General features: G+C 66.4%; 22 protein-coding genes. 19 read left to right on the forward strand and 3 right to left on the reverse strand.

The genetic code is table 11. From position 1 onward, the window contains the following. Window positions 1-60 precede the first annotated feature (60 nt). Window positions 61-2,427 carry an outer membrane protein assembly factor BamA gene (gene bamA / locus ACWKWX_RS23885; protein WP_483829095.1) on the reverse strand — a complete coding sequence of 789 codons (2,367 nt, stop codon included), beginning with the start codon at window positions 2,425-2,427 and terminating at the stop codon, window positions 61-63. Between the two features lie 224 nt (window positions 2,428-2,651). Here bamA and ACWKWX_RS23890 point away from each other — a divergent pair, with 224 nt between their 5' ends. The 8 genes from ACWKWX_RS23890 (at window position 2,652) to ACWKWX_RS23925 (ending at window position 11,170) form a co-directional block, all read left to right on the forward strand. After that, complete coding sequence (locus tag ACWKWX_RS23890) at window positions 2,652-3,335, forward strand: response regulator (protein WP_416424731.1); 684 nt, start codon at window positions 2,652-2,654, stop codon at window positions 3,333-3,335. After that, a complete protein-coding gene (locus tag ACWKWX_RS23895) occupies window positions 3,332-4,585 on the forward strand; it encodes a HAMP domain-containing sensor histidine kinase (protein WP_416424730.1) in 1,254 nt (417 codons plus the stop codon). The genes ACWKWX_RS23890 and ACWKWX_RS23895 overlap by 4 nt, the downstream gene beginning before the upstream one ends. Window positions 4,586-4,714: 129 nt before the next feature. Continuing rightward, window positions 4,715-4,921, forward strand: a complete 207-nt coding sequence (locus tag ACWKWX_RS23900; RefSeq protein ID WP_416424729.1) for a hypothetical protein — start codon at window positions 4,715-4,717, stop codon at window positions 4,919-4,921. After that, window positions 4,918-5,331 (forward strand): hypothetical protein, encoded by a 414-nt coding sequence (locus ACWKWX_RS23905; protein WP_483829096.1) that lies wholly within the window; start codon window positions 4,918-4,920, stop codon window positions 5,329-5,331. Before ACWKWX_RS23900 ends, ACWKWX_RS23905 begins: the two co-directional genes overlap by 4 nt. Window positions 5,332-5,492: 161 nt before the next feature. Further along, window positions 5,493-6,839, forward strand: a complete 1,347-nt coding sequence (locus tag ACWKWX_RS23910; RefSeq protein WP_483829097.1) for an MFS transporter — start codon at window positions 5,493-5,495, stop codon at window positions 6,837-6,839. A gap of 94 nt (window positions 6,840-6,933) precedes the next feature. Continuing rightward, window positions 6,934-8,181: an OprD family porin gene (locus ACWKWX_RS23915; protein ID WP_483829098.1), complete on the forward strand. Its 1,248-nt coding sequence runs from the start codon at window positions 6,934-6,936 to the stop codon at window positions 8,179-8,181. A gap of 59 nt (window positions 8,182-8,240) precedes the next feature. Further along, a complete protein-coding gene (locus ACWKWX_RS23920) occupies window positions 8,241-8,648 on the forward strand; it encodes a protein-tyrosine phosphatase family protein (protein WP_416424725.1) in 408 nt (135 codons plus the stop codon). An 890-nt stretch (window positions 8,649-9,538) separates the two neighbouring features. Continuing rightward, on the forward strand, window positions 9,539-11,170 hold the full coding sequence (locus tag ACWKWX_RS23925; RefSeq protein WP_483829099.1) for a methyl-accepting chemotaxis protein: 1,632 nt from the start codon (window positions 9,539-9,541) through the stop codon (window positions 11,168-11,170). Window positions 11,171-11,243: 73 nt separating this feature from the next. Here ACWKWX_RS23925 and ACWKWX_RS23930 read toward each other — a convergent pair whose 3' ends face one another. Beyond that, window positions 11,244-11,774 (reverse strand): RrF2 family transcriptional regulator, encoded by a 531-nt coding sequence (locus ACWKWX_RS23930; protein ID WP_483829100.1) that lies wholly within the window; start codon window positions 11,772-11,774, stop codon window positions 11,244-11,246. 162 nt (window positions 11,775-11,936) lie between these two features. Here ACWKWX_RS23930 and ACWKWX_RS23935 point away from each other — a divergent pair, with 162 nt between their 5' ends. From ACWKWX_RS23935 to ACWKWX_RS23965, 7 genes are all read left to right on the forward strand, one after another. Then, the gene (locus ACWKWX_RS23935) at window positions 11,937-13,139 is read left to right on the forward strand and encodes an NAD(P)/FAD-dependent oxidoreductase (protein WP_483829101.1); all 1,203 of its coding nucleotides are present in this window, start codon (window positions 11,937-11,939) and stop codon (window positions 13,137-13,139) included. A gap of 155 nt (window positions 13,140-13,294) precedes the next feature. After that, window positions 13,295-14,059 carry a COG4705 family protein gene (locus tag ACWKWX_RS23940; protein WP_473002587.1) on the forward strand — a complete coding sequence of 255 codons (765 nt, stop codon included), beginning with the start codon at window positions 13,295-13,297 and terminating at the stop codon, window positions 14,057-14,059. 32 nt (window positions 14,060-14,091) lie between these two features. Beyond that, window positions 14,092-14,517: a hypothetical protein gene (locus ACWKWX_RS23945; protein WP_483829102.1), complete on the forward strand. Its 426-nt coding sequence runs from the start codon at window positions 14,092-14,094 to the stop codon at window positions 14,515-14,517. A gap of 34 nt (window positions 14,518-14,551) precedes the next feature. Continuing rightward, the gene (locus ACWKWX_RS23950; RefSeq protein ID WP_483829103.1) at window positions 14,552-15,217 is read left to right on the forward strand and encodes a response regulator; all 666 of its coding nucleotides are present in this window, start codon (window positions 14,552-14,554) and stop codon (window positions 15,215-15,217) included. Beyond that, entirely contained in the window at window positions 15,193-16,539 is a 1,347-nt protein-coding gene (locus tag ACWKWX_RS23955; RefSeq protein WP_483829104.1) for an ATP-binding protein, read from the forward strand. The genes ACWKWX_RS23950 and ACWKWX_RS23955 overlap by 25 nt, the downstream gene beginning before the upstream one ends. 148 nt (window positions 16,540-16,687) lie before the next feature. Further along, window positions 16,688-17,602, forward strand: a complete 915-nt coding sequence (locus ACWKWX_RS23960) for an extracellular solute-binding protein (protein ID WP_483829105.1) — start codon at window positions 16,688-16,690, stop codon at window positions 17,600-17,602. A gap of 4 nt (window positions 17,603-17,606) precedes the next feature. Then, window positions 17,607-18,368, forward strand: a complete 762-nt coding sequence (locus ACWKWX_RS23965) for a molybdate ABC transporter permease subunit (RefSeq protein WP_416424716.1) — start codon at window positions 17,607-17,609, stop codon at window positions 18,366-18,368. 163 nt (window positions 18,369-18,531) lie between these two features. Here ACWKWX_RS23965 and ACWKWX_RS23970 read toward each other — a convergent pair whose 3' ends face one another. Further along, the gene (locus ACWKWX_RS23970; protein ID WP_483829106.1) at window positions 18,532-19,545 is read right to left on the reverse strand and encodes an alpha/beta hydrolase; all 1,014 of its coding nucleotides are present in this window, start codon (window positions 19,543-19,545) and stop codon (window positions 18,532-18,534) included. A gap of 182 nt (window positions 19,546-19,727) precedes the next feature. Between ACWKWX_RS23970 and ACWKWX_RS23975 the strand changes: the two genes are divergently transcribed. From ACWKWX_RS23975 to benB, 4 genes are all read left to right on the forward strand, one after another. Next, the gene (locus tag ACWKWX_RS23975) at window positions 19,728-20,159 is read left to right on the forward strand and encodes a hypothetical protein (protein ID WP_483829107.1); all 432 of its coding nucleotides are present in this window, start codon (window positions 19,728-19,730) and stop codon (window positions 20,157-20,159) included. A gap of 161 nt (window positions 20,160-20,320) precedes the next feature. Next, window positions 20,321-21,292: an AraC-like ligand-binding domain-containing protein gene (locus tag ACWKWX_RS23980; protein ID WP_483829108.1), complete on the forward strand. Its 972-nt coding sequence runs from the start codon at window positions 20,321-20,323 to the stop codon at window positions 21,290-21,292. A gap of 83 nt (window positions 21,293-21,375) precedes the next feature. Continuing rightward, window positions 21,376-22,731: a benzoate 1,2-dioxygenase large subunit gene (gene benA / locus ACWKWX_RS23985; protein ID WP_483829109.1), complete on the forward strand. Its 1,356-nt coding sequence runs from the start codon at window positions 21,376-21,378 to the stop codon at window positions 22,729-22,731. Beyond that, window positions 22,728-23,213: a benzoate 1,2-dioxygenase small subunit gene (benB, locus tag ACWKWX_RS23990; RefSeq protein ID WP_483829110.1), complete on the forward strand. Its 486-nt coding sequence runs from the start codon at window positions 22,728-22,730 to the stop codon at window positions 23,211-23,213. The genes benA and benB overlap by 4 nt, the downstream gene beginning before the upstream one ends. The last annotated feature ends 5 nt before the right edge of the window (window positions 23,214-23,218 follow it).

The following is a 23,218-nucleotide window of genomic DNA, read 5'->3' on the forward strand; positions in this document are numbered from 1 at the left end:
GTGGCGGACGCGGCCTGCGGCCGCTGCTACGGCGAATCCGCAGGCCGCGTCATGAAGGGCTTAGAACGTCTGGCCCAGGGAGAACTGGAACACCTGTGCCTCGGAGCCGCTCGGGCTGCGCACCGGCAGCGCCAGGCTGAAGGTCAGCGGGCCCAGCGGCGAGTACCAGGTGGCGCCGACGCCGAGCGAGGCGGCCATTTCGCTGAGGCTCACGTTGCCGCAGTTCTGTGTGGTGGAAAGGTAGCACTTGTCCGAGTACACGGTGCCGAAGTCCCAGAAAATAGAGGTCTGCAACGACTTCTGGTCCTTGATGAACGGCATCGGGAACAGGTACTCGGCGCCACCGGTGATGAGGATGTTGCCACCCAGGGAGTCGGTGCTGCGGTCCGAGTAGTACTCCTGGCCCATGGAGGAGTAGGCGCCGGTGGCCGGGGTGCTGCGCGGGCCCAGGGTGCCGCTCTTGAAGCCGCGCACGCTGCCTTCGCCGCCGGCGGTGTAGTTCTCGTAGAACGGCAGGCCGTCGGTGGAACCGTAGCCGTTGCCGTAGCCCAGCTTGGTGTGCAGGCGGATCGAGGTGGTGTTGCTCATGGGCAGGAACGTCTGCCCGTTGTAGTCGACCTTGTAGAACGTCAGGTCGCTGCCAGGCACCGTGGCCATCAGGCTCAGGCTCTGGGAGTGGCCACGGTTGGCCAGCACACCGCGGTTGAGGGTCGATTCCGACCAGCCCACGCTGGCCTTGAGGTTGGTGAAACTCTCGCCGTTGCGCTGGATGAAGTCGTAGATTTCGTCGGCGCTGTAGGTGCCTGGGCTGATGTCGTCGTGCTGCAGCGTCAGGCCGTAGGTCAGGCGCGTGGTTTCGCTGATCGGGTAGCCGAAGGTCATGCCGGCGCCGTAGCTGTTGATCGAGTAGTACGACACGCCGTCGTCGTAGTAGTCGTTGTAGTCGGTCTTGTTGTAGAACAGGTTGTAGCCCAGGCTCACGCCGTCGGGCGTGAAGTAGGGGTTGGTGTACGCCAGGTTGTACTTGGTCTGGTACTCGGACTTGGTCAGGCCGATGCTGGCGTAGTTGCCGGTGCCCAGGAAGTTGCTCTGGGTGATGGAACCGCCCAGGATCAGGCCGGCGCTCTGGGCGAAGCCGACGCTGGCAGTGATCGAGCCAGAGGCCTGTTCTTCCACGCTGTAGTTGACGTCCACCTGGTCGTCCTTGCCGGGCACGGCAGGGGTTTCCACGTTCACGGTCTTGAAGTAGCCCAGGCGCTCCAGGCGGGTCTTGGACTGGTCGATCAGGTAGGTCGAGGCCCAGCCGCCTTCCATCTGGCGCATCTCGCGGCGCAGCACCTTGTCGTCGGTCTTGGTGTTGCCGACGAAGTTGATGCGGTCTACGTAGGCGCGCTTGCCGGGGGCGACCACGAACGTGATATCGACCGTGTGGTCGTCATCGTGGGTTTCCGGCACGCCGTTGACGTTGGCGAAGGTGTAGCCCTCGTTGCCCAGGCGGCGGGTGATCAGCTCACTGGTGGTGGTCATCAGCTTGCGCGAGAACACCTGGCCTTTCTGCACCAGCAGCAGCGCCTTGACCTGGTCTTCGGGGGCCTTCAGCTCGCCCGACAGCTTCACGTCGCGCACGGTGTAGCGCTGGCCTTCGTTGATGTTGACGGTGATGAACACGCTTTTCTTGTCCGGGCTGATGGACACCTGGGTGGAGGTGATGTCCATGTTGATGTAGCCGCGGTCCAGGTAGTAGGAGCGCAGCTTCTCAAGGTCGCCGGAGAGTTTTTCGCGGGCGTACTTGTCGTCGTTCTTGAAGAACGACAGCCAGTTGGTGGTCTTGAGGGTGAACTGGTCGGTCAGGTCCTGCTCGGAGAACACCGTGTTGCCCACCACGTTGATGTGCTTGATGGCGGCCACGCTGCCTTCGTCGATCTTGATCTTCAGGCTGACGCGGTTGCGCGGCTGCGGCACCACCTGGGCGTCGACCGTGGCCGTGTAGCGGCCCTGCGCCACGTACTGGCGCTGCAGCTCATTGCGCACGCCCTCCAGGGTGGCGCGCTGGAAGATCTCGCCTTCGGCCAGGCCCGACTGCTTGAGGCCCTTCATCAGGTCCTCGGTGCTGATGGCCTTGTTGCCTTCGATCTCGATGGACGAGATGGACGGGCGCTCCACCACGTTGATGATCAGGATACTGCCATCGCGGCTCAGGTTGATGTCCTGGAAGAAGCCGGTCTTGAACAGCGCGCGGGTGGACTCCACCAGGCGGCGGTCATCGGCTTCATCGCCGACGTTCAAGGGCAGGGCACCGAAAACGCTGCCGGCAGACACCCGTTGCAGGCCGTTGACACGAATATCGGAAATCTTGAACGCTTCGGCGTGCACCAGCGTGGCGTTGGCCACCAGTACAACCGAGCAGAGCAGGCGCGACAAATTCATCAGGACAGGTTCCAGGACGCTTCGACAGACAGCCCAGGCGCACCGCCGGGGCTCGCGGTGAGGCAAGGCGCCACGCGGTCGCTTGGCTTGGGGGGTGAAGCATAAAAGGCCGGGAAGTTCGGTGCGGTTAACCCAATGTCAAGTTAGGTAAAGGTTGCGCAAGTTGCGGTGACGGCAAAGGGGTCTACGGTGATAATCGACCGATACCTATTCAAGAGTGCGCCATGATTTCCGTATTGCTGGTCGACGATGACGAGGAGCTGACCGAGATGCTCGCCGAGTATCTGGAGCGTGAAGGCTTCCACGCCACCGCGGTGCACACCGGCGAGGAGGGCGAGGTGCAGGCGCTGTCGGGGCGCTACAGCATCGTCGTGCTCGACGTGATGCTGCCGCGGCTGTCGGGCATCGAGGTGCTGCGGCGCATTCGCGCCAGCAGCCAGGTGCCGGTGCTGCTGCTGACCGCCCGCGGCGACAACATCGACAAGATCACCGGCCTGGAACTGGGTGCCGACGACTACGTGCCCAAGCCCAGCTCGCCGGGCGAACTGGTGGCGCGCCTGCGCGCCATCATGCGCCGCGTGCAGCCCCAGGACGCGCCGCCCAGCGACACCCTGCGCTCCGGCCCGCTGGTGCTCTGGCCGGGCAAGCGCCAGGCCAGCTGGCAGGGCGCCGCGCTGGACCTGACCAGCACCGAGTTCAGCCTGCTGGAAGAGCTGGCGCGCCACGCCGGCCAAGTGGTGAGCAAGCAGAACCTGTCGCTCAACGCCCTGGGCCGGCCCCTGACCCGCTATGACCGGCGTATCGACGTGCACATCAGCAGCATCCGCCAGAAACTGGGCCCGCGGCCCGACGCCAAGGCCTGGATCCAGAGCGTGCGCGGCCTGGGCTACCTGTTGATCGCCGAATGATCAGGCCCAGCCGGCTGTTCTGGAAGCTGTTCCTGGCGTTCTGGCTGGCCACCACCCTGACCTTCGTGGTGGGCTTGGCCATCCTGCTGCTGGGGCGCTTCTTTCCCGGTGACCCGCAGATCGGCACGGTGTTCTTCAACACCCAGCACGTCATCGAACGCTTCGGCGTCGACGCCGGCAAGCCGTTGCTGACGGTGTGGGCTGATGACCTGCACGGCAAGCGCGTCGGCCTGTACGACCCGCAGGGCCGGTTGCTGGCCGGCAGCCCGGTGCCGGCCGACGCCTACAGCCTGGCCGTCACCGCCCGCGACGGCCAGGTGGTGACCCTGCGCGCCCCGGAAAACCCCGGTTCGCCGGAAGGCAAGGGCCCCAGCCACGCCATCCCGCTGGTGGTGGGCACCATCATGAGCGCGCTGTTCAGCTGGTACCTGGCCTATTACCTGGTGTGGCCCCTGGTGCACCTGCGCCGGGCCATGCGCAGCGTTGCCCAGGGCCGCTTCGACACCCGGGTGAAACCGAAGATGGGCCGGCGCCGCGACGAGCTGGTGGACCTGGCCGAGGACTGCGACCGCATGGCCACCCAGCTCAAGCTGCTGGTGGACGCCCAGCAGCACCTGCTGCACGACATTTCCCACGAGCTGCGCTCGCCACTGACGCGCATGCGCGCCGCCATCGGCCTACTGCTGCAGAGCCCCGAGCGCCTGGAAATGCTCGGGCGCATCGAGCGCGAGTCGGAACGCATCGACATCCTCATCGAGGAACTGCTGACCCTGGCCCGCGTCCAGGGCCGCCCGGAGAGCCTGGACAGCGAGCGCCTGGATGTCACCGAACTGCTGGCCGATATCGTCGAGGATGCGCAGTTCGAAGCCGGCATGAAAGATTGCCAGGTGCAGCTGGAAGCTCCCACGGCGTTTGTCAGCCGGGTCAGTGGCGAGCTGTTGTACCGCTGCTTCGAGAACGTGGTGCGCAACGCCGTGCGCTTCACTGCGCAGGGCAGCACCGTGCGGGTGGTGGCCTCGGTGGAAGCGGACTGCCTGAAGGTGCGCATCACCGACCAGGGCCCGGGCGTGGAAGCCCACCGCCTGCAGCGCATCTTCAACCCCTTCGAGCGCGGCAGCGACCAGGCGGGCTTCGGCCTGGGCCTGGCCATCGCCCAGCGCGCCGTGGAGCTGCACGGCGGGCGCATCAGCGCCAGCAACCTGGCCGAAGGCGGCCTGAGCGTGGCCATCCACCTGCCACGCCGGGCGTGAAGCGCATCTTTACCCAATATTACATCCCCTTGACCGCCTTTCACCCACGCCCCGCATAAGCTTTGCCCCGAGGCGCCAGTTGCGCATGAAGCGCCAGGCGCGACGCAGTTTTCTGCTTTCGAGGTAATGATGAAAGACTTGATACGCTCTGTCGGCTTGACCCTGCTACTGGACAAACGCGTGCGCGGCCCCTACGTGGCCGAAGTGATCTTCCCGGCGTTCACCAGCTATTGCGACTTCAACGTGGTGCAGGCCCAGGTGGCCGGCTACGCCTTCGCGTTCCAGCACCCGGTGGCCGTGCAGCTGCCGTGGCAGGCGGTGGAGGGCGCGCTGTGAAGTTCAAGCGCAAACTCAAGGCCCGGCCCAAACCCCTGGTCGAAGAAGTGCCGGTGGCCATCCAGGACGCCCTGCAGGACCAGCTGCGTGCCTACCTGGGCCCCGGTTTCACCCCAGTGCTGCTGGGCAGCGGCGGCCGTGACGGCTCCCAGCGCTACCACCTGCAGATCCATCACGACAAGAGTGGCCAGTTCCTGGAGCTGCACGGCGACTTCGACGGCCGCTGCGCCGAAGACATTTTCAAGGTCGCCCACCAGATGAAGACCCTGGTGCAGCCCCAGCCGCACAGCCTGGGCAGCAACGTCCGGCTGATCGCGCGGATCACCGACCTGCCATGCCCCGAGCCCCTCAAGGATGCCGCCCGCCGGCTCACTTCCCAGGAACGCCGCTTCCAGTTCGCCAAGGACTGAAAGCGGCACGTCCGTGCCAGCCCGATAAACAAATCACATACCTGCTTAACCAGAACCCGCAGGCGCGCCGCCCCCCAGTCGACGTACAGTCGCAGCCACTGCAACACCCGCTGGCCCGCAGAGGCCACGGCAACCTTACAAAAACAACAAGGTGAAACAACATGCGCAACGACTCCGTCGACATCAAAGGGTGGATCGACTCACGGCCCGTGGGCCGTTACCAGTGGCTGATCATGGCGCTGTGCTTTCTGGTGGTGGTGTTCGATGGCCTCGACGTGGCGGTGATGGGCTTTATCGCCCCCTCGCTGACCCAGGAATGGGGCCTGACCAAGGCCGCCTTCGGCCCGGTGATGAGCGCCGGCATGATCGGCCTGGCCATCGGCGCGCTGACCGCCGGCCCCTACGCCGACCGCCTGGGCCGCAAGCGAATCCTGCTGATTGCCGTCACCGGCTTCGCCGTGCTCAGCCTGGCCTGCGCCTTTGCCCGCAACCCCTGGGAACTGGCCGGCCTGCGCCTGCTGTCCGGCGTGGCCCTGGGCGCCGCCATGCCCAACACCACCACGCTACTCAGCGAGTTCCTGCCCCAGCGCAACCGCTCGCTGTTCATCACCGTGATGTTCACCGGCTTCAACCTGGGCTCAGGTGGCGGTGGCCTGGTGGCCGCCTGGCTGATCCCGCTGCACGGCTGGCAGTCGGTGCTGCTGGTGGGCGGCCTGCTGCCCCTGGCGCTGCTGCCGTTCCTGTGGCTGCTGCTGCCCGAGTCGCCGCGCTTCCTGGCCAGCCGCAAGGCCCCGGCCGGTGACATCGCGCGGGTGCTGAACAAGCTGGGCGGCACCTTCGACGGCAACACCCGCTTCACCCTCAGCGAGCCGCCGGCGCAGGACAAGGCGCCGGTCAGCAAGCTGTTCACCGACACCTACCGTGCCGGCACCCTGGCCCTGTGGACCACCTACTTCATGGGCCTGATGGTGATTTACCTGACCATGGGCTGGCTGCCGACCCTGCTGCGTGACGGTGGCCTGCCCATCGAGCGCGCCGCCACCATCACCGGCCTGTTCCAGATCGGCGGCACCGTGGGCGCCATTGTCGTCGGCTGGATCATGGACCGTCGCAACCCCAACCGCGTCATCGCCACCTCCTATGCCCTGGGCGGTGCCTGCATCCTGCTGCTGGGTGCGTTCAGCCTGGAATCCAGCCTGCTGGCCGTGGGCGTGATCGCCGCCGGCTTCTTCATGAGCGGTGCGCAGACTGGCCTCAACGCCTTCGCCCCCGGCTACTACCCCACCGACTTCCGCGCCACCGGCGTCAGCTGGATGCTGGGCATCGGCCGCTTCGGCGCCATCTTCGGCTCGTTGATCGGCGGCGCCGTGCTGAGCATGGGTCTGAGCCTACCGGCGCTGTTCGCCATGCTCGGCGTGCCGGCGTTCTTCGCCGCCGTGGCCATCCTGCTCAACGGCGTGGCCAAGCGCCGCGCCGGCCAGGCCTTGGCCGCCAGCCAGGCCGCCTGACCTCCCGCACACACGTTCCCGCTTCACCTCCGGCGCCCTGACAGTTCAGGGCGTGCGGAGCCCCCTTGCCCGAAGAAAATGGAAAACAATAACAATGAAAATGACCTTCAATCCGCGTTTCGTCAGCACCCTGGCCCTGATGGCCGCGTTGCCGCTGGACGGCATGGCCGAGGGCTTCCTCGATGACGCCACCGCCAACCTCAACCTGCGCAACTTCTACCTCAACCGCAACTTCACCAACCCAGGCTACGGCCAGAACCAGGCGGAGGAGTGGACCCAGAGCTTTATCCTCGACGCCCGCTCCGGCTTCACCCAAGGTGTGGTTGGCTTTGGCGTCGACGTGCTGGGCCTGTACTCGGTCAAGCTCAACGGCGGTGGCGGCACCGGTGGTTCGCAGCTGCTGCCGGTCGACCATGACGGCGACCCGGCGTCCACCTTCGGCCGCCTGGGGGTGGCGGGCAAGATGAAGATCAGCCAGACCGAACTGAAAGTCGGCGAGTGGATGCCGGTGCTGCCGATCCTGCGCTCGGACGACGGCCGCTCGCTGCCGCAGACCTTCCAGGGCGGGCAGGTCACCTCCAAGGAAATTGAGGGCCTGACCCTGTACGGCGGCCAGTTCCGCCAGAACAGCCCGCGCAACGACTCGAGCATGACCGACATGGCCATGCAGGGGAACACCACCGGCACCTCCGACCGCTTCAACTTCGCCGGCGGCGAGTACACCTTCAACGACAAGCACACCCTGGTGGGCGTGTGGAATGCGCAGTTGAAAGACATCTACCAGCAGCAGTACGTGCAACTGCTGCACAGCCAAAACGTCGGCGCCTGGAACCTGGGCGCCAACCTGGGCTACTTCTGGGGCAAGGAAGACGGCGCGGCGCTGGACGGCGACCTCGACAACCGCACCCTGTCCGGCATGTTCTCCGCCCGCTACGGCGGCGGCACGCTGTGGGTAGGGCTGCAGAAACTGACCGGCAAGAACGCCTGGATGCGCGTCAACGGCACCAGCGGCGGCACCCTGGCCAACGACAGCTACAACTCCAGCTTCGACAGCGCCCAGGAACATTCCTGGCAACTGCGTTACGACTACAACTTCGCCGCCCTGGGCATTCCCGGCCTGACCCTGATGAACCGCTACATCAGCGGCAGCAACGTGCACAGCGGCACCATCACCGACGGCAAGGAGTGGGGGCGCGAGAGCGAGATTGCCTACACCCTGCAAAGCGGCACCTTCAAGGACCTCAACGTGCGGTTGCGCAATTCCAGCATTCGCCGCGACTACAGCACCAACGAGTTCGACGAAAACCGCCTGATTGTCAGCTACCCGTTGTCGCTGTTCTGACCACGGGCCCCTGGTTGCGGTAACATGGGCGTTTTTCCAGCAATACGGAACTGCGCCCCATGGCCGCCACCCACAAGCAAGACAAACGCGCCGCCCGCGCCAAGACCAAGGCCAAGCAGAACCGCGTCAAGCGCGCCGCCGCCCCCGATGTGGAACTGGACCCCAACGACCAGCGCATCGACTTCGAATCGGTGGACCTCACCGAGCTGTTCAAGCTGATGCGCGACGCCGAGGCCAGCAGCCAGCTGGCGCTGTGCAAGGCGTTCCTGTCGCACCCGCTGCTGGTGCTGGTGTTCGAGCAGGAAGGCGAGGAGGGCGCCATGGACTTTATCCTCGCTGCCCTGCTGGAATACCGCCAATGGTCGGCCGGCGCCGATGAGGCGCAGGCGTTGGCGTGGATTGAATCGCCGCAGTTCCAGGCCGACTACGTTGCAGCCTCCGAACAGATCGCGGCGGAAAACGCGTGAAACGCGCTATTTCAACCAACGCAATCGCGCCCTTGATCTTGATCCCGTGAGGCCGTTGATCTTGATTGTGTGCCCCGTAAAGCGCCAGGGCCGACTGGAGGCGTTGGCCAAGCGGTCCCTGGCGTAGCCAGGGAAGACGGAACCGGAGGCGCTTCTATTCCGGGCCGTCGGCCGCTTGGGCGACGCCGGAGGGAGGGGACCCGCAGCGAAGCGTAGGGACCAAGCAGGGGCAAGCCTTTTTTGGTTACTTTTTGGGGCGTTTGCCAAAAAGTGACCCGGCGTAAGGCCGGAAAGGTGATTGTGCATCACCCTCGGTAATGGATATGTTCACGGTATTTGGATCCCGCTTTTGAGGGTTTCGGACATATCCATTTTCGCGGTGCGACCACCGACCGTTTCGCCCTTACGGCGACTCCCTTTTTGGCAGTCGCCCGGTGTGCCGGCCCAGCCAAAAAATAAGCAAAAAGGGCTTGCCCCTGCTTGGGCCCTCCGCTGCGCTACGGGTCCCCTCCCTCCGGCGTCGCTCAAGCGGACGACGGCCCGGAATAGAAGCGCCTCCGGTTCCGTCTTCCCCGGCTACGCCAGGGACCGCTTGATCAACGCCTCCAGTCGGCCCGGGCGCTTTACGGGGCATACAATCAAGATCAAGAGCCAGATCAACAGCAGATCACAAGCCAGATCACAAGCCAGATCACAAGCCAGATCACAAGCAGATCACAAGCAGATCAAAAGCCAGATCACGCGCTTGATCGAGTGCACTTCATGTGCAGCTTCGCTGCACGGCATTTATGCCTAATACCGGACACCGGCACCTGGCCCCTTCATTTCCCGTACCCCGCGCCGATGGCCTCTCAAAGGCCATAACAAAAACAATGCACGGAGTAGCGGACATGAACATGCGCAATCTTTCCATCAGCCGCCGTTTGTGGCTGATCCTGCTGGTGGCGGCGTTGATGCTGTGCGCCATGGCAGTGGCGATGGTCAGGCAGATCCACGATGACCTGTACGACGCCAAGGCGCAGAAGACCATGCACGTGGTGCAGACGGCCAGCGGCCTGCTGGATTACTACCACGGCCTGGAAACCGCCGGCACCCTGACCCGCGAGCAGGCCCAGGCGCAGGCCATGGCGGCAGTGGGCGGGCTGCGCTACAACCAGACCGATTACTTCTGGATCAACGACCTGCGCCCGGTGATGATCATGCACCCGGCCAACCCCAAGCTGAACGGCCAGGACCTGTCGGCCATCAAGGACCCGGACGGCGTCGAGGTATTCAATGCCATGGTCGCGCTGGCCAAGGCCCAGGGCGCCGGGGTGGTGAATTATCGCTGGCCCAAGCCGGGCGCCAGCGCGCCGGTGGAGAAAACCTCGTACATCAGCCTGTTCGCGCCCTGGGGCTGGATCATCGGTTCGGGCGTGTACGTGGACGACGTCGAGGCCGAGTTCCATCAGCAGGTGCTGAAGGCCGCGGCCATCAGCCTGGGCATCATCCTGATCATGGCGCTGCTGGTGATTCTGATCGCGCGCAGCATCGTCCGCCCGCTGAATACCGCGGTGCAGGCCATGGCCAGTATCGCCAGCGGCGACAGCGACCTGACCCGGCGCCTGGAGGAGCAGGGCAACGACGAGGTCACCCAACTGGCCCACCACTTCAACGCTTTCGTCGCCACCCTGCGCCAGGTGGTCAGCGACCTGCAACAATCGGCCACGCGCCTGGGCCAGGCCTCCGGTGAGCTGGAGGTGGAGGCCGACCAGGCGCAGGTGCGCAGCCAGCAGCAGTCGCAGCAGATGGAACTGGTGGCCACCGCGGTGAACCAGGTGACCTATGGCGTGCAGGACGTGGCCAAGAACGCCGAGCATGCGGCCAGCGAGATGCGCGACGCCGAATCCGAGGCCCAGCGCGGCCAGGCCAATATCGACAGCAGCCTGCGGCAGATCGACCAGTTGTCCGGCACCATCGGCCAGGCGGTCGAGGTGATTCGCACCCTGGCCAGCGAAAGCACACAGATTGGCAGCGTGCTGGAGGTCATCAGCGCCATTGCCGAGCAGACCAACCTGCTGGCGCTGAACGCGGCCATTGAAGCAGCGCGGGCCGGGGAACAGGGCAGGGGCTTTGCGGTGGTGGCGGACGAGGTGCGGCTGCTGGCCCAGCGCACGCAGAAATCAACGGCGGAAATCCAGGCGATGATCGAGCGCCTGCAGCGTCATTCCGACGCTGCGGTGAAGGTGATCGGCGACAGCAGCCGTGCCTCCCAGCTCACCATCGAACAGGCCAACCTGGCCGGCCAGAGCCTGGCGTCCATCAGCCAGGCGCTGAACAAACTCAACGGCCTGAATGCCTCCATCGCCAGCGCCACGCTGCAGCAGGCCCACGTGGTGGAAGACATCAACCAGAACGTCACCCAGGCCGCCGAACTGTCCCGCCACGCGGCGCAGGCAGCGGAACAATCCAACGGCGCCAGCGCGCAACTGAAAACCCTGAGCCAGCAGCTGGACAACGTGCTGCGTCGGTTCCGCGTGTAATACCTGTGGGAGCTGGCTTGCCAGCGAGTTTTTCGGGCCTCAAAAGCTCGCTGGCAAGCCAGCTCCCACAGGTTCAGGGCACTGATGTGACCTGAATCTTGCGGTCGCGCCGCTCATTGATCCACTCATCCACCTGCCCGCCAAATTCCGCCGGGGCCTTGCGCCCCACCTTGCGGGCCATGTCCAGGATGGTCTGCTGCGCCAGCGCCTCTTCCATGCGCTGCTGCGCCGTGAGCATGGCGCCGTGCACCGCGCAGCCACCTTCCAGCGCCCAGGCCGGCGGCTCGCCGTCGAACAGCGCGCAGCGGCCGCGGATCTCGCGGCAGTCGAAAATCAGCTTGCGCCCATCGATGGCATTGACCACGTCCAGCAGGCTGATCTCGTCCGCCGGCCGCGCCAGGCGGAAACCGCCGCGCACGCCTTCGGTGGCGGCCACCAGTTGCGCCTTCGCCAGCTTGGTAAAGATCTTCGCCAGGTAGTCCTGGGGCACGCCCTGCAGGTCGGCCAGGTCGCGCACGCTGGCCTCGCGGCTGTCGCCACCGGGGCCCACCAGGAAAATCAGGCAATGGATGCCGTATTCAACGCCCGCGCTGTAGAGCGACATGGGGGATCTCCGACTGAATGAGTCGCCATTCTAGCAATGCTCATGCAGCCCGGCAACGCAGCCTGTCCGATGGACGGGGGATTGCCAAATTAAACTACGACAAATATAGTCGCAGTTATCGAGGCGCACCCAGCCGCCTCCCTTGCCCCTCTGGAGCGCAGCATGCAACAGCACATCCTTATCCTTGGTGCCGGTTTCGGCGGTGTATGGACTGCCTTGGGCGCCACGCGCCTGTTCAACCAGCACGGCCACCACGACACCCGCGTCAGCCTGCTGGCGCCGCAGCCCGAGCTGCGCATCCGCCCGCGGTTCTACGAGCCCAACGCCCACCGCCTGGCGGCACCCATCGGTGAACTGCTGTACGCCGTGGGCGTGGAGTTCATCCAGGGCGCAGCGCAGTCCATCGACGTGGGGCATAAGCTGGTGCGCTACACCGACGCCCACGGTGCCATCCAGGCGGTGAGCTACGACAAGCTGGTGCTTGCCACCGGCAGCGGCCTGGCGCTGCCCGACACCCCCGGTGTGGCGGCCCACGCCTTCGACGTCGACCAGATCGAGCAGGCCATGCGCCTGGAAGCGCACCTCAAGGGCCTGGCCAGCCAGCCTGCCAGCCGTGCGCGCAACACCGTGGTGGTGGCCGGCGGTGGTTTCACCGGCATCGAGACCGCTGCGGAAATGCCGGCGCGGTTGCGTGAAATCCTCGGCGCCGACGCCGCAGTGGAGGTGATCATCGTTGACCGCGGCGCCCAGGTGGGCGGCAGCATGGGCGCGCAGATCGCCGAATCCATCGCCCAGGCCAGCGACGAGCTGGGCGTGAGCTGGCGCCTGCAGGCGTCGGTGGTGGCGGTGGACGAGCAGGGCGTGACCCTCGACGACGGCCAGCGCATCGAAGCCAGCACGGTGATCTGGACCACCGGCGTGCGCGCTCACGGCCTGACCACGCAGGTCCCCGGCGAGCGCGATGCCCTGGGCCGCCTGCACGTGGACAGCAGCCTCAAGGTGATTGGCCAGGATGACATCTTCGCCACCGGCGACGTCGCCCACGCCGCCACCGACGACCTGGGCAACCACGCCCTGATGACCTGCCAGCACGCGATCATGCTCGGCCGTTTCAGCGGCTACAACGTTGCCGCCCAGGTGCTGGGCCTTGAGCCGCTGCCGTACCGCCAGCCCAAGTACGTCACCTGCCTGGACCTGGGCGCCTGGGGCGCGGTGTACACCGAGGGCTGGGACCGCCAGGTGAAACTGGTGCGTGAGGAAGCCAAGGCGCTGAAGACCCAGATCAACACCGTATGGATCTACCCGCCAGCCGCCGACCGCGACGCCGCCTGGGCCGCCGCCGACCCACTGGTCCCGATCGCCTGACACCTCCCTCCGTAGCAGCGGCCAAAGGCCGCGTCCCCAGGCACCGCGGTGTCCAGGGACGCGGCCGTCGGCCGCTGCTACGGGGATTGGGGGCTCAGGCTGGGCTAAGTTTCGCTGCGTAGGCTGCTGCTTATCGTGAAACGGAGCAGCCCCGCATGAAACCTCTCACCGCAGCCGACTGGCTGAACAAGGTCCCCGAAGTGACGCTGTCCTTCTGGGTGATCAAGATCATGTCCACCACCGTGGGCGAAACCTGCGCGGACTACCTGGCGGTCGACGTCGGCCTCGGCCAGGCGGTGACCAGCATCGGCATGGCCGTGCTGCTGGCCATCGCCCTGGCCACCCAGCTGCGCACCCGGGCGTACACCCCGTGGGTGTATTGGCTGTCGGTGGTGCTGGTGAGCATCGTCGGCACGCAGATCACCGACGTGCTCACTGACAAGCTCGGCGTCAGCCTGTACGCCAGCACGGCGGTGTTCTCGGTGCTGCTGGCGCTGCTGTTCGCGGCCTGGTTCGCGGTGGAGCGCAGCCTGTCCATCCAGGCCATCGTCACCCCGCGGCGCGAGCTGTTCTATTGGGCCACGGTGCTCTGCACCTTCGCCCTGGGCACCGCCGCCGGCGACCTGGCCACCGAGGCGCTGGGCCTGGGCTTCACCCTGGGCGCGGTGATCTTCGGCGCGCTGATCGCCGCCACCCTGGTGGCCTGGCGCCTGGGCGCCAACGCCGTGCTGACCTTCTGGATCGCCTACATCCTCACCCGACCCTTCGGCGCCTCCCTGGGCGACCTGCTCACCCAGGCCAAGACCTACGGCGGCCTGGGCATGGGCGCCGCCTGGACCAGCGCGATCTTCCTCTGCGTGATCCTGATGCTGGTCAGCGTGGCGCAATGGAGCGTCAGCCGCCAGCGGCTTGCCCACTGAATACTCCTTCACCCTGACTCAAGGAACTTCCCATGCATTACGTCAAACACCTGGTACGCAAGACCGCTATCCTCGCCGCCATCGCCCTGCTGGGCGTGGCCACCGGCTGCTCGAAACCGCCGGAGGCCGCCAAGCCGGCCGCCGCCGGCAGCACCCAGGCCGCGGCCACGCGGCTGGGCGACCTGTCGGCGTTCCAGGCCATCGCCAGCGACGTGGCGGGCCTGGTGGACAAGAACCAGCTGCCTGCGGCGAAAGCCCGCATCAAGGACCTGGAACTGGCCTGGGACGGTGCCGAGGCGGGCCTCAAGCCACGCGCCGCCAGCGACTGGCATAAACTCGACGATGCCATCGACAAGGCGCTGGAGGCCTTGCGCGCCGGCACCCCGGTGCAGCAGGATTGCCAGGCGGCGATGACCGCGCTGCTGGCGACCTTCACGTCGTTGCAAGGCGGCAAATAACCCCGGCGCGCGCCGATCGAGGAAAGGGCCAACGATGCGAATCCTGCTGGTGGAAGACGACCCCATGATCGGCGAGGCGGTGCAGGGCGCGCTCACCGACAACGGCGACGCCGTGGACTGGGTCACCGATGGCCTCGCGGCGCTGGCCACCCTGCGCACCCAGCACTACGACCTGGTGCTGCTGGACCTGGGCCTGCCCGGCAAGGACGGCCTGGGCGTGCTCGACAGCCTGCGGGCCGCCCGGCACACCGCGCCGCTGCTGATCATCACCGCCCGTGACAGCCTCGACGACCGCCTGCGCGGCCTCGACGGCGGCGCCGATGACTACCTGCTCAAACCCTTCCACATGGCCGAACTGCTGGCGCGCATGCGCGCGGTGGTGCGCCGCCGCGGCGGCAGCGCGCAACCGCTGCTGGGCAACGGCGTGGTCAGCCTCGACCCGGTGACCAAGTTGGCCAGCAGCCCCGAGGCCAGTGACGTGCAACTGTCCAACCGCGAGTTCGCGCTGTTGCAGGCGCTGCTGCTGCGCCCCGGCGCGATTCTGTCGCGCAGCGAGCTGGAGGACCGCATCTACGCCTGGGGCAACGAGGTGGAGAGCAACGCCGTGGAGTTCCTGATCCACTCGTTGCGCCGCAAGCTGGGCAGCCAGGTGATCAAGAACGTCAGGGGGATGGGATGGCTGGTCGCAAAAGACGCCTGAACGAGTCCATCCAGCTTCGCCTGTCGGTAACCCTGTCGGCGGCCATCCTGGTGGTGGCGATCGTCGCTGGGGTGTTTGCCTTTGTCTCCGCCTTCGATGAGGCGCTGGAGATGCAGGACAACACCCTGCGCCAGATGGCCACGCTGTTCGACCGCCAGCACATGACCCTGGCATACCCGGCGGCCGGCCAGGCCATCAAGGGCGACGATGAAGAGTCGCGCATCATCGTCCAGTACCTGGCCGACGGCAGCCACGCCCTGGGGCAGGATGATGCCGCGCTGCCGTTGCCGCTGCCCACTGATTTGGCCGACGGCCTCTCCACCCAACAGGTGGGCGGCGAGCCGTTTCGCGTGCTGGTGCACACCACCGCCAGCGGCCAGCGCATTGCCGTGGCCCAGGAAACCGGCACCCGCGACCGTGAGGCACGGGAAAGCGCCTGGCGCGGGCTGTTGCCTTTTTTGATTCTGTTCCCGGTGCTGCTGATGGTGGTGGCTGACCTGGTGCGCAAGGTGTTCCGCCCCATCGCCCAGCTGGCCAGCGAGGTGGAGCAACGCGACGACCAGCAACTGCACCCCATGGACGAGCAGCACCTGCCCAGCGAGATCCGCGCCTTCGTGCTGGCCATCAACGGCCTGCTGGGGCGGGTGGCCGGGGCCATGGATGAGCAGCGCCGCTTCGTCGCCGACGCCGCCCACGAGCTGCGCTCGCCGTTGGCCGCGTTGTCGCTGCAGGCCGAACGGCTGGCGGCGGCGCCCATGCCGGCGCTGGCTCAGCAGCGGCTGGCCACCCTGCAGCTGGGCATCGAACGGGGCAAGCAACTGGTGGAGCAACTGCTGGCGTTGGCCGCGGCCCAGGAGGGCGGCGCCTCGGCCGAGACGGCGGTGGTGCATGAGGTCTTTCGCCAGGTGCTGGAAGCCCTGTGGCCGCTGGCCGAAGCCAAGGGCATCGACCTGGGCGTGGAACCCGGGCCGGCGCTGACCCTGCCGCTCAGCCCGTTGGCGCTGCACACCCTGGTGCGCAACCTGTTGGACAACGCCATCCGCTACACGCCGCCCGGCGGCCGGGTCGACCTGGCCGTGGCGCTGGCCGACGGCGGGGCGCTGATCCAGGTGCGCGACAGCGGCCCGGGCATCGCCGAGGCCGAGCGCGAGCGCGTGTTCGATCCCTTCTACCGTAGCCTGGGCACCCGCGAAAGCGGCTCGGGCCTGGGCCTGTCCATCGTCCAGGCCATCGCCGTGCGCCACGGCGCACGCGTCAGCCTCGCCACCAACCCCTCCGGCACCGGCCTGTGCGCATCAGTCCGGTTCCCCACCCCCCCGTAGCAGCTGCCGAAGGCTGCGTCCGGACGCGCCACAGCATGCCTGGCACAACGCCGCGCCCATGGACGCGGCCTGGTGGCCGCTGCGACGGGGGATCCGTTATCATCGGCGCTATATAACCAGGTAAATAGCGACCGAGGGGCGCACACGCATGTCGAAGACAACCGTTCAGGGGCTGCTGGCCGGCCTGGCCATGGCCAGCGCCGTGGCCGCTCACGCCCAGGACACGATCCAGGTCACCTACGCCGGTTCCATGGGTGTGGTGATGGACAAGGCACTGGGCCCGGCGTTTGCCCAGCGCGAGCACGTGGCGTACCAGGGCCAGGGGCAGGGCGCCTATGGCATGGCGCGGTTGCTGGCGTCGAAGAAGGTGGTGGCGGATGTGTTCGTGTCCATCACCCCCGGGCCCATCGAGGTGCTCAAGCAGGCGGGGCTGGTGGACCAGGCGGTGCCGGTGGCCAGCACGCGCATGGTCATCGCCTACAACCCCAAGAGCCGGTTCGCCAGCCAGTTGCAGGCCGCCAGCCAAGGCACCCAGCCGTGGTGGCAGGTGCTGCAGCGCCCCGGCCTGCGCTTTGGCCGCACCGATGCGGCCACCGACCCCCAGGGCCAGAACATCATCTTCACTTTCAAGCTGGCGGAGAAGTATTACCAGCAGCCGGGCCTGGCCAAGGCCGTGTTGGGTGATGACCAGAACCCCGAGCAGGTGTTCGGCGAGGGCGGCCTGCTGACGCGCCTGGAGTCGGGGCAGGTGGACGCAGCGTCCGGTTATGAAAGCGCCACCCTGTCGGCCAAGCTGCCCTACATTGCCCTGCCCGATGAGATCAACCTGAGCAACCCCACCTTCAGCCACGACTGGTACGACACCGTCAGCCTCAGCCTGCCCGGCAAGGACGGCAACGCCCAGGTGGTCACCCCGCAGCCGCTGGTGTTCTACGCCGCCGTGCTGAAGAACGCGCCGGAGCCGGCGCGCGCCAAGGCGTTTGTCAGCTACCTGCAATCGGCGGCAGGCCAGCAGCTGTTCCAGGCCAACGGCTACGGCCAGCCCAAGGGCCCGGCGCTGTGACCGCATGAGGCGCGCAGGCTCGGCGTGGCTGGGGCTGCCGGCGCTGCTGGTGCTGGTGGCGCCGTTGCTGGCCCTGGTGGCCGCTACCGGTTGGGCGCATCTGCAACTGGCGTACGGTGACTGGAACGCGGTGGCTGTGTCGCTGGGGCTGACGGCCCTGTCGATGCTGCTGATCGTGCTGCTGGGCACGCCGCTGGCGTTCTGGCTGGCGCGCACCCAGGCACGCTGGCGCGGGCTGGTGGAAGGCGCGGTGCTGCTCAACCTGCTGACCCCGCCGCTGGCCATGGGCATCGTATTGGTGACGGCCTATGGACCCTACGGCTATTTCGGCGAAGGGCTGCAGCACCTGGGCCTGAGCCTGAACAACAACCCGCCGGCCTTCGTGCTGGCGCAGGTGTATGGAGGGCTGGCGTACTACGTGCTGTGCGCGCGCAATGCCTTCGAGCAGGTGCCGCGCAGCCTGGAAGAGGCGGCGCGCAGCCTGGGCAGCACGGCGGGTGAGGTATTCTGGCGGGTGACGGTGCCGCTGGCGCGACGCAGCCTGGCCAACGGCCTGGCCATTACCTGGGCGCGGGTGATCGGTGAGTTCGGGATAGTGATGGTCTTCGCCTACTTCCCCCAGGGCATCCCGGTGAAGTTGTTCGTCAACCTGCAGAACGAGGGGGTGGACGCGGTGTATGCGTTGCTGTGGCTGTTGCTGCTGGTGACCTTGCCGTTTCCGCTGTGGTGTTTGCGGGGGCGGCATCGTGAGCAGGCCATGAGCTGACGCGGCCTGCGGCCGCTGCTACGGGGCTCGTCGCAGCAACTATCTTGAATTGGCGTCGTCTGCATCGCGACTAAAGTCGGCTCCTACACCGTTCGTGGTAGGAGCCGGCCTTGGCCGCGATATGGGGTATACGCATTCGCGTAGCAGCTGCCGCCAGGCTGTGTCAGTTGAGGTGCGCCTTGAGTTCCAGGCCGGCCTGGCGCATGGCTGCCTTGACCTCGGGGATGTTGCTCAGCGGGTTGAGCAGCCCGTAGTCATGGATCATGCCGTTGTAGCGCACGGCGGTCACGTCCACGCCGGCGGCGTCCAGCTTGCGGGCGTAGGCCTCGCCTTCGTCGCGCAGCACGTCCAGGCCGGCGGTCTGCACCAGGGCCGGTGGCAGGCCCTTGAGCTGCTCGGGGCTGGCTTGCAACGGTGAGGCATGGATCTCGGCGCGCTGGGCGGCGTCGGTGGTGTAGCTGTCCCAGAACCAGGTCATCATGTTCTTGGTCAGGAAGTGCCCCTCGGCGTACTGCTGGTACGAGCCATTGTCAAAGTGCGCGTCGGTCACCGGCCACAGCAGCAGCTGGAACTTCAGTTGCGGGGCGCCCTGTTCCTTGGCCATCAGCGCCACCACCGCGGCCATGTTGCCGCCCACGCTGTTGCCCGCTACCGCCAGGCGCTTGCCGTCCACGCCAATCTGCTGGCCATGCTCGGCCACCCAGCGGGTCGCGGCATAGACCTGGTTGATGGCGGTGGGGTAGTGCGCTTCCGGCGACGGCGTGTAGTCGACGTACACCGCTACGGCGCCGGAATTCACCACCAGGTCGTGGATCAGGCGGGCGTGGGTCGGGTAGTCGCCCAGCACCCAGCCGCCGCCGTGGAAGAACATGAACACCGGCAGCTCCCCCTTCACCTTGGCCGGCCGCACGATGGTCAGCTTGATGGCCTGGCCGTTGGCCTGGATGGTCTTGTTGCTGACCTCGGTGCCGCTGAGGTCAACCTTCACCGAGTTCTGCGCGCCGGTCAGCACCGCACGGGCGTCCTTGGGGCTCAGCTGTTCGAGTGGCTTGCCACCGCCGGCATTGAGCGCGTCGAGGAACGCCTGGGTGTGGTGCTCGGCGCCGGTGTCGGCGGCGAAGGCGTTGTTGATGGACAGGGCCAGCAGGGAAGCGGTGAGGGCTTTGCGAATGGTCATGAGGTTGTTCCTTCAAACGTTGTGTGGTTGGTATGGGGGCCACTTTACGGAGGATGACATGAAGGGACAATTAGCCTTATTTGAGAAATATTGATTCTGAATTGGGGACAATTAAGGGGTGGCCTGCCCCTTGCTACGGCTGCTAGTGCAAGACCCATCCCTAGCGTTTGGTGGAGGTAGGCATGTTGATCACGAAATCGTTGTTGGCGGTGGCCATGGGCGTGGTGTTGTCGGCGTCCGTGGTGCTGATACCCGATTCACTCGGCGGTTTTTCCAGTGTCCATGCCAAGGAGGGCGGCAGCGGTGGCCATGGTGGCGGTAGCGGAGGTGGAGGTAGCGGCGGAGGCGGAGGCAGTGGTGGTGGCAGCGGAGGCGGCGGAGGCAGTGGTGGCAGCGGAGGCGGCGGCAACAGTGGCAGTGGTGGCAGCCACGGTGGTTCCGCCAGCAGCGGCGGCACCCATGGCGACGGCCACGCAGGCGCCTCGACCTCCGGCCGCAGCGGCACCCACGCCGAAGCGGGCGACAACCACGGCGTGCACGCTGCCGGTGAAGTGGGCGATGACCACGGCGCCCACGCCGCGGGCGAGCCAGGTGACGATCGCGGCGGCAGCTGATACTGGCGCAACACTAGCCCCATGAACGGGGCAAATCCCCAGGGACGGGGCCTTTGCCCCATACCCGCTGGGTATCGCACCAGACCTTGCGCCTATTGGCGCCCGCGCCCGCAAAGGGTGAAGATGTAGCCACCAATAAAAACAATCAGAGTACCCCCGCCATGCACACGCCTTTACTGGGCCAGCGCAGCGAAGTCTTTCACCTGGCCGACCCCCACGCGGTGTCGCAGTACGTCAACCAGCACGTGGGCAACCATTGCATCCAGCTGCCGCGCGCCAGCCGTCCGCTGGCCCACCTCAGCCATCGCTCGTTCGCCGAGCTGGACCTGTGCCGCCTGGGCTACGGCGCCGCCGTGCGCGTGGTGTCGCCGGCGCTGGAGCGCTTTTTCCACCTGCAGGTGCTGCTGCACGGCCATTGCCTGTGGCGCCATGGCCGCGAAGCCCATTACCTGGCGCCGGGCGAGTTGCTGCTGATCAACCCCGACGAGCCGGTGGACCTGACCTATTCGGCCGACTGCGAGAAATTCATCGTCAAGGTGCCGGTGCGCCTGCTTGACGGCCTGTGCCAGCAGCAGCGCTGGGCACTGCCAGCGGGTGGCGTGCGCTTCGGCCAGCAGCGCTACCGGCTCGACCAGCTGCCCAGCCTGGTGAGCCTGCTGGGCATGGTCTGCCAGGAGGCGGAAGAGGCCTGCACGCCGCCACGGGTGCAGGCCCACTACACGCAGATCATCGCCAGCAAACTGCTGGAGCTGACCAACGTGGTGCCCCTGACCGGCGACGAGCCGCCCATGACCTTCGAACGGGTGGTGGAGCACATCGACCGCCACCTGGGCCAGGACCTGGCCCCTGAAGCCCTGGCCCAGGTGGCGCAGGTGAGCGTGCGCAGCCTGTATGGCCTGTTCGAGCGCAACGCCAGCACCACGCCCGCGCAGTACATTCGCCACCGCCGGCTGGCGCGTATCCATGCCTGCCTGGGCGACCCCACCTGCAAGGTCCGCAGCCTGTCCGAGCTGGCCATGGACCATGGCTTCATGCACCTGGGGCGCTTTGCCGAGCAGTACCGCAAGCAGTTCGGCGAGCTGCCGTCCGAGACCATGAAGCGCCGCCGCGACGGCCTTGCACGCAACGGATAGCGGTCTGCACGGATCGGCTATCGGCCATACCCACCCATTCGTACGCTGGAGGTGCCTGAACAATAACAACGGAGGCCCCGGCCATGACCCTGGGAATCGATTACCTCAATGCCTTGCTGCAGGAAGACCGCGCGCAGGGCATCTACCGCTGCAAGCGCGAGATGTTCACCGACCCGCGGCTGTTTGACCTGGAGATGAAGCACATCTTCGAGGGCAACTGGCTGTACCTGGCCCACGAAAGCCAGGTCCCCAACGTCAACGACTACTACACCACCCAGATGGGCCGCCAGCCCATCTTCATCGCCCGCAACAAGGCCGGCGAGCTCAACGCCTTCCTCAACGCCTGCAGCCACCGCGGCGCCATGCTGTGCCGGCACAAGACCGGCAACCGCAGTTCCTACACCTGTCCCTTCCACGGCTGGACTTTCAACAACGCCGGCAAGCTACTGAAGGTGAAAGACCCGGCCGAGGCCGGCTACCCGTCAAGCTTCAACTGCGAAGGCTCCCACGACCTGACCAAGGTCGCGCGCTTCGAGTCCTACCGCGGCTTCCTGTTCGGCTCCCTGAACCCCGACGTGCCACCGCTGGTGGAACACCTGGGCGAGTCGGCGAAAATCATCGACATGATCGTCGACCAGTCCCCCGAAGGCCTGGAGGTGCTGCGCGGCTCCAGCAGCTACGTCTACGAAGGCAACTGGAAGCTCACCGCCGAAAACGGCGCCGACGGCTACCACGTCAGCGCCGTGCACTGGAACTACGCCGCCACCCAGCAGCAACGCCAGCAGCGCGAAGCTAACGCGGCCGCCAAGACCATGAGCGCCGGTGGCTGGGCCAAGCAGGGCGGCGGTTTCTACTCCTTCGACAAGGGGCACATGCTGCTCTGGACCCGCTGGTCTAATCCCCAGGACCGCCCGCTGTACGAGCGCCGCGACGAGCTGGCGCAACAGTTCGGCAGCGCCCGCGCCGACTGGATGATCCAGAACTCGCGCAACCTGTGCCTGTACCCCAACGTCTACCTGATGGACCAGTTCAGCTCGCAGATCCGCATCGCCCGGCCCATCGACGTCAATCGCACCGAAATTACCATCTACTGCATTGCGCCCAAGGGCGAGAGCGATGCCGCGCGCGCCCAGCGCATTCGCCAGTACGAGGACTTCTTCAACGTCAGCGGCATGGCCACCCCCGACGACCTGGAGGAGTTCCGCTCCTGCCAGCTGGGCTACCAGGGCAGCACCACCGCCTGGAACGACATGTCCCGCGGCGCCGCCCACTGGGTGGAAGGCGCCGACGCCGCCGCGGTGGAAATCGACTTGCACCCGCAGCTCAGCGGCGTGCGCACCGAGGACGAAGGCCTGTTCGTGATGCAGCACAAGTACTGGCAGCAGACCATGATCCAGGCCCTGCAGGCCGAGCGCATCGCCGTGGAGGTGGTGCAATGATCAGCCATGACGCCGTGCGCGATTTCCTCTACCGCGAAGCCCGTTACCTGGACGACAAGGCCTGGGACGACTGGCTGGAACTGTACGCCCCGGACGCGACCTTCTGGATGCCCAGCTGGGACGACAACGACGAACTGACCCAGGACCCGCAACGGGAGATTTCGCTGATCTGGTACGGCCGCCGCGACGGCCTGGAAGACCGTGTGTTCCGCATCAAGACCGAGCGCTCCAGCGCCAGCATTCCCGACACCCGCACCTCGCACAACCTCAGCAACATCGAGCTGCTGGAACAGCGCGACGGCGTGGCCCAGGTGCGCTTTAACTGGCTCACCCTGAGCTTTCGCTACAAGACCGTGGACAGCTACTTCGGTACCAGCTTCTACACCCTCGATACCCGTGGCGAGCGGCCATTGATCAAGGCCAAGAAGGTGGTGCTGAAGAATGACTACGTGCGCCAGCTGATCGACATCTACCACATCTGAGGCGG

It is taken from the genome of Pseudomonas imperatae, from assembly GCF_057128625.1.

What these genes read in the sequence shown, in the direction of transcription:
- bamA (WP_483829095.1), bottom strand. Translation starts at nt 2,427, where the DNA reads ATGAATTTGTCGCGCCTGCTCTGCTCGGTTGTACTGGTGGCCAACGCC.
- ACWKWX_RS23890 (WP_416424731.1), top strand. Translation starts at nt 2,652, where the DNA reads ATGATTTCCGTATTGCTGGTCGACGATGACGAGGAGCTGACCGAGATG.
- ACWKWX_RS23895 (WP_416424730.1), top strand. Translation starts at nt 3,332, where the DNA reads ATGATCAGGCCCAGCCGGCTGTTCTGGAAGCTGTTCCTGGCGTTCTGG.
- ACWKWX_RS23900 (WP_416424729.1), top strand. Translation starts at nt 4,715, where the DNA reads ATGAAAGACTTGATACGCTCTGTCGGCTTGACCCTGCTACTGGACAAA.
- ACWKWX_RS23910 (WP_483829097.1), top strand. Translation starts at nt 5,493, where the DNA reads ATGCGCAACGACTCCGTCGACATCAAAGGGTGGATCGACTCACGGCCC.
- ACWKWX_RS23915 (WP_483829098.1), top strand. Translation starts at nt 6,934, where the DNA reads ATGAAAATGACCTTCAATCCGCGTTTCGTCAGCACCCTGGCCCTGATG.
- ACWKWX_RS23920 (WP_416424725.1), top strand. Translation starts at nt 8,241, where the DNA reads ATGGCCGCCACCCACAAGCAAGACAAACGCGCCGCCCGCGCCAAGACC.
- ACWKWX_RS23925 (WP_483829099.1), top strand. Translation starts at nt 9,539, where the DNA reads ATGAACATGCGCAATCTTTCCATCAGCCGCCGTTTGTGGCTGATCCTG.
- ACWKWX_RS23930 (WP_483829100.1), bottom strand. Translation starts at nt 11,774, where the DNA reads ATGTCGCTCTACAGCGCGGGCGTTGAATACGGCATCCATTGCCTGATT.
- ACWKWX_RS23935 (WP_483829101.1), top strand. Translation starts at nt 11,937, where the DNA reads ATGCAACAGCACATCCTTATCCTTGGTGCCGGTTTCGGCGGTGTATGG.
- ACWKWX_RS23940 (WP_473002587.1), top strand. Translation starts at nt 13,295, where the DNA reads ATGAAACCTCTCACCGCAGCCGACTGGCTGAACAAGGTCCCCGAAGTG.
- ACWKWX_RS23945 (WP_483829102.1), top strand. Translation starts at nt 14,092, where the DNA reads ATGCATTACGTCAAACACCTGGTACGCAAGACCGCTATCCTCGCCGCC.
- ACWKWX_RS23950 (WP_483829103.1), top strand. Translation starts at nt 14,552, where the DNA reads ATGCGAATCCTGCTGGTGGAAGACGACCCCATGATCGGCGAGGCGGTG.
- ACWKWX_RS23955 (WP_483829104.1), top strand. Translation starts at nt 15,193, where the DNA reads ATGGCTGGTCGCAAAAGACGCCTGAACGAGTCCATCCAGCTTCGCCTG.
- ACWKWX_RS23960 (WP_483829105.1), top strand. Translation starts at nt 16,688, where the DNA reads ATGTCGAAGACAACCGTTCAGGGGCTGCTGGCCGGCCTGGCCATGGCC.
- ACWKWX_RS23965 (WP_416424716.1), top strand. Translation starts at nt 17,607, where the DNA reads ATGAGGCGCGCAGGCTCGGCGTGGCTGGGGCTGCCGGCGCTGCTGGTG.
- ACWKWX_RS23970 (WP_483829106.1), bottom strand. Translation starts at nt 19,545, where the DNA reads ATGACCATTCGCAAAGCCCTCACCGCTTCCCTGCTGGCCCTGTCCATC.
- ACWKWX_RS23975 (WP_483829107.1), top strand. Translation starts at nt 19,728, where the DNA reads ATGTTGATCACGAAATCGTTGTTGGCGGTGGCCATGGGCGTGGTGTTG.
- ACWKWX_RS23980 (WP_483829108.1), top strand. Translation starts at nt 20,321, where the DNA reads ATGCACACGCCTTTACTGGGCCAGCGCAGCGAAGTCTTTCACCTGGCC.
- benA (WP_483829109.1), top strand. Translation starts at nt 21,376, where the DNA reads ATGACCCTGGGAATCGATTACCTCAATGCCTTGCTGCAGGAAGACCGC.
- benB (WP_483829110.1), top strand. Translation starts at nt 22,728, where the DNA reads ATGATCAGCCATGACGCCGTGCGCGATTTCCTCTACCGCGAAGCCCGT.